Here is a 3,409-nt window from a genome sequence, read left to right on the forward strand (position 1 = left end):
GTCATGCGATAATTCTCCATCAACCCTGCAGCGGCAAGAATAACAGGACCACCTGATACGCCGCCAAGCATGACTCCGCGCCGCGACAAGTGCCTCAACCATTGAAAGACCCGCTTGTCCTTGAACCTGGCGGGGTCTGGCCCTGCCACCACAACTACCAGATCATAGTCAATCTGCTCGCCTATCTGTGCCTTGGTTCGCACCACTCCTGCACCAGAACTGGCGGACTGGCTTCCAAATAATGCAATGTTCTGAACATCATACAATTCGCTATTGGCAATCAGGTTTGCGGCCCTGAACGGCTCGGAGGCAGCCGCATAGGACATCAACGCAAATCCGTCGACAAGCATGAAGCCAATTTTGAAGGCGCGTTCGTCTTTGTGAAAACTGACCATGAAGTGCAATAATATGTCTTTATTGGAAAAGTCCAGTCCAGACATACAATTCAAGATTTTAAAAACGAAATAGGTCCAATCGGCACTCAAAATGCGCTATTCAGCTCTCAAAGTATTCAAAGAGGCTCTGACAGGTCACAAGGGCTGGAAACCAGTCTGGCGAGAGCCTGAACCCAAGGCAGAATATGATGTCGTAATCATCGGCGGCGGCGGTCATGGCCTGGCAACAGCCTATTACCTCGCAAAAGAGCACGGCATCACCAATGTCGCCGTGTTGGAAAAAGGCTGGATTGGCGGCGGAAATGTTGGCCGAAACACAACCATCATCCGCTCAAATTACATGCTGCCGGGCAATGAGCACTTTTACGAGCTTTCCTTGAAATTGTGGGAAAACCTTGAGCAGGACTTCAACTATAACGCCATGGTTTCTCAACGCGGAATTTTGAACCTGATCCATTCGGACGCTCAGCGCGACGCCTTTGTTCGCCGCGGCAATGCCATGGTGATGGCTGGAGCAGATGCAGAGCTTTTGTCAGAAGAGCAGGTTCGCAAGGAATGTCCTTTTCTTGATTTTGACAATGCACGTTTTCCTATCAAAGGCGGCCTAGCCCAACGCAGAGGCGGATCAGTTCGCCACGATGCCGTTGCCTGGGGCTATGCGCGTGGTGCGGATAGTCGGGGTGTTGATATCATCCAGAACTGTGAAGTAACAGGTATGGTGATTGGAAATGGTGTTTGTAGTGGTGTTGAAACCAGTCAGGGAACAATCAAAGCTAAAAAAGTTGCTGTCTGTGTCGCAGGATCATCCAGTCGCGTAATGTCGATGGCCGGAATGCGGTTGCCGATTGAAAGTCATGTTTTGCAGGCTTTTGTGTCTGAAGGTTTAAAGCCCATATTACCCGGGGTGGTGACTTTTGGTGCCGGACATTTTTACGTCTCGCAATCCGACAAAGGTGGTTTGGTCTTTGGCGGTGATATCGATGGCTATAATAGTTATGCCCAACGTGGCAATTTACCGGTTGTTGAAGACGTCTGTGAAGGGGGGATGGCCCTGATGCCAATGATTGGTCGCGCTCGTTTGCTGCGCATGTGGGGTGGAATCATGGATATGTCCATGGATGGATCGCCCTTTATCGACAAAACACATATTAACGGCCTCTATTTCAATGGTGGCTGGTGCTATGGTGGTTTCAAGGCAACGCCGGCAAGTGGTTGGTGTTATGCGCACCTTTTGGCCAGGGATGAGCCACATCCTGTCGCGACAGAATATCGACTGGATCGTTTCCAACGCGGAGCGATGATTGATGAAAAGGGCGTGGGCGCCCAACCGAACTTGCATTAGGAGCACAGAAAATGATCATTCATCATCCTCTTCTGGGGCCTCGTGATGCTTCCGAATTTGTTTACAAAGGCGATGCGTCCCTTATCGATCGACCTGACTGGCAAGCAGATAACGCGGCTGACCTGTTTCACGATTATCTCTATTTGCGTGATAATCCCGCCGGGGAACACCGAGAGCTTTGGTATCATGAGCAGGGGGACCGTTCCTGGCTGGTTGTGACCAGAAATACCCTGACCCATGATATTACCAATGTAGAATTGGCCCGCGATGTTGCGCTTGCCAAACAGGCAAAAAAATCAGGCCGAGGTGAAAAATGAGCCAGATAAACAGAATTGATGGTGGGTTAATAGACCGTACACAAAAGCTCAATTTTACCTTTAATGGTCAAACACTTGAAGGCTTTGCCGGGGATACTTTGGCTTCCGCTCTTTTGGCCAATGGTCATAAAATGGTTGGTCGGTCGTTTAAGTATCACAGGCCCCGTGGCATTTTCTCTGCAGGATCGGAAGAACCAAATGCATTGGTACAGCTCCGAACCGGGGCTTATCAGGAACCGAATACCCGAGCGACAGTTACAGAACTTTTCCAAGGGTTAGAGGCTACAAGTCAGAACCATCGCGGGTCGTTGAAGTATGACTTTATGGCGGTGAATGATCTCTTTTCCTCATTCTTGTCTGCGGGATTTTATTATAAAACCTTTATGTGGCCGAAAGCTTTCTGGGAAAAGTTCTATGAGCCTGTTATCCGTGCTGCGGCAGGTTTAGGTCGTTTATCCGGTGAAGATGACCCGGATATCTATGACAAGGGCTTTTTGCATTGTGATGTCCTTGTTATCGGGGCTGGGCCTTCTGGTTTGTCTGCGGCACTCTCTGCTGGTCGGGCAGGGGCGCGTGTTATCCTGATCGATGAAGATTTTCGTATGGGCGGACGTCTTAATGCGGAAACCTTGTCGGTAAATGATCAGAGCGGTCATGATTGGGCAACACAGGCAATTGCCGAGTTGTCGGCGATGGATAACGTTCGCTTGATGACCCGTACAACAGCCTATGGCGCCTATGATCATGGTGTTATTGGCGCCTTGGAACGTGTCACGGATCATTTGGTATCTTCTCATAATAAGTCCAATACAAAGAAACCAAGGCAGATCCTGTGGCGGGTTTATACGAAACGCACTATTTTGTGTGCTGGATCTACAGAGCGCCCAATTGCTTTTGGTAACAATGATCGACCTGGCATTATGTTGGCGGGAGCTGTTCGGGGTTATGTTAATCGTTGGGGCGCGCTTCCGGGCAAAAGAGTAACTGTCTTCACCAACAATGACGATGGTTGGCGGACCGCAACAGACTTGGCTGCCAAAGGTGTTGAAATTACGGCCATCATCGATAGTCGAGATGGACAGCCACCTGTTGATGTACCAAAGGGTGCTGCTGTGGTTATGGGCGGCCGTATCGTCGATACTCAGGGACGACACGGTATCAAATCAATTACACTATCAAATGGTCAAAAAATCCCGACTGATTGCCTTGCTGTTTCTGGGGGATGGAGCCCGAACGTTCAATTGACCTGTCATCAGCGTGGTCGTCCGACGTGGCGGGAAGATATTGCTGCTTTTGTACCCGGTGGCGAATTGCCTCAGGGCATGATGGTTGCTGGGGCTGCGTCTGGTAACCTT

At 50.0% G+C, this 3,409-nt stretch carries 4 protein-coding genes; 3 read left to right on the forward strand and 1 reads right to left on the reverse strand.

Going from position 1 to position 3,409, the window contains the following annotated elements:
- A partial coding sequence (locus tag Q0241_RS02620) for a DJ-1/PfpI family protein (RefSeq protein ID WP_299372620.1) occupies window positions 1–440 on the reverse strand: 440 nt, incomplete at its 3' end.
- A 46-nt stretch (window positions 441–486) separates the two neighbouring features.
- Here Q0241_RS02620 and Q0241_RS02625 point away from each other — a divergent pair.
- The 3 genes from Q0241_RS02625 to Q0241_RS02635 form a co-directional block, all read left to right on the forward strand.
- Window positions 487–1,737: a sarcosine oxidase subunit beta family protein gene (locus Q0241_RS02625; RefSeq protein WP_299372623.1), complete on the forward strand. Its 1,251-nt coding sequence runs from the start codon at window positions 487–489 to the stop codon at window positions 1,735–1,737.
- Window positions 1,738–1,748: 11 nt separating this feature from the next.
- Window positions 1,749–2,054 carry a sarcosine oxidase subunit delta gene (locus Q0241_RS02630; RefSeq protein ID WP_299372626.1) on the forward strand — a complete coding sequence of 102 codons (306 nt, stop codon included), beginning with the start codon at window positions 1,749–1,751 and terminating at the stop codon, window positions 2,052–2,054.
- The coding region (locus tag Q0241_RS02635; RefSeq protein WP_299372629.1) for a 2Fe-2S iron-sulfur cluster-binding protein at window positions 2,051–3,409 on the forward strand (1,359 nt) is incomplete at its 3' end. The genes Q0241_RS02630 and Q0241_RS02635, both read left to right, overlap by 4 nt.

Origin of the sequence: uncultured Kiloniella sp., from assembly GCF_937128705.1 — a bacterium.
Taxonomy (GTDB): Bacteria; Pseudomonadota; Alphaproteobacteria; order Kiloniellales; family Kiloniellaceae; genus Kiloniella.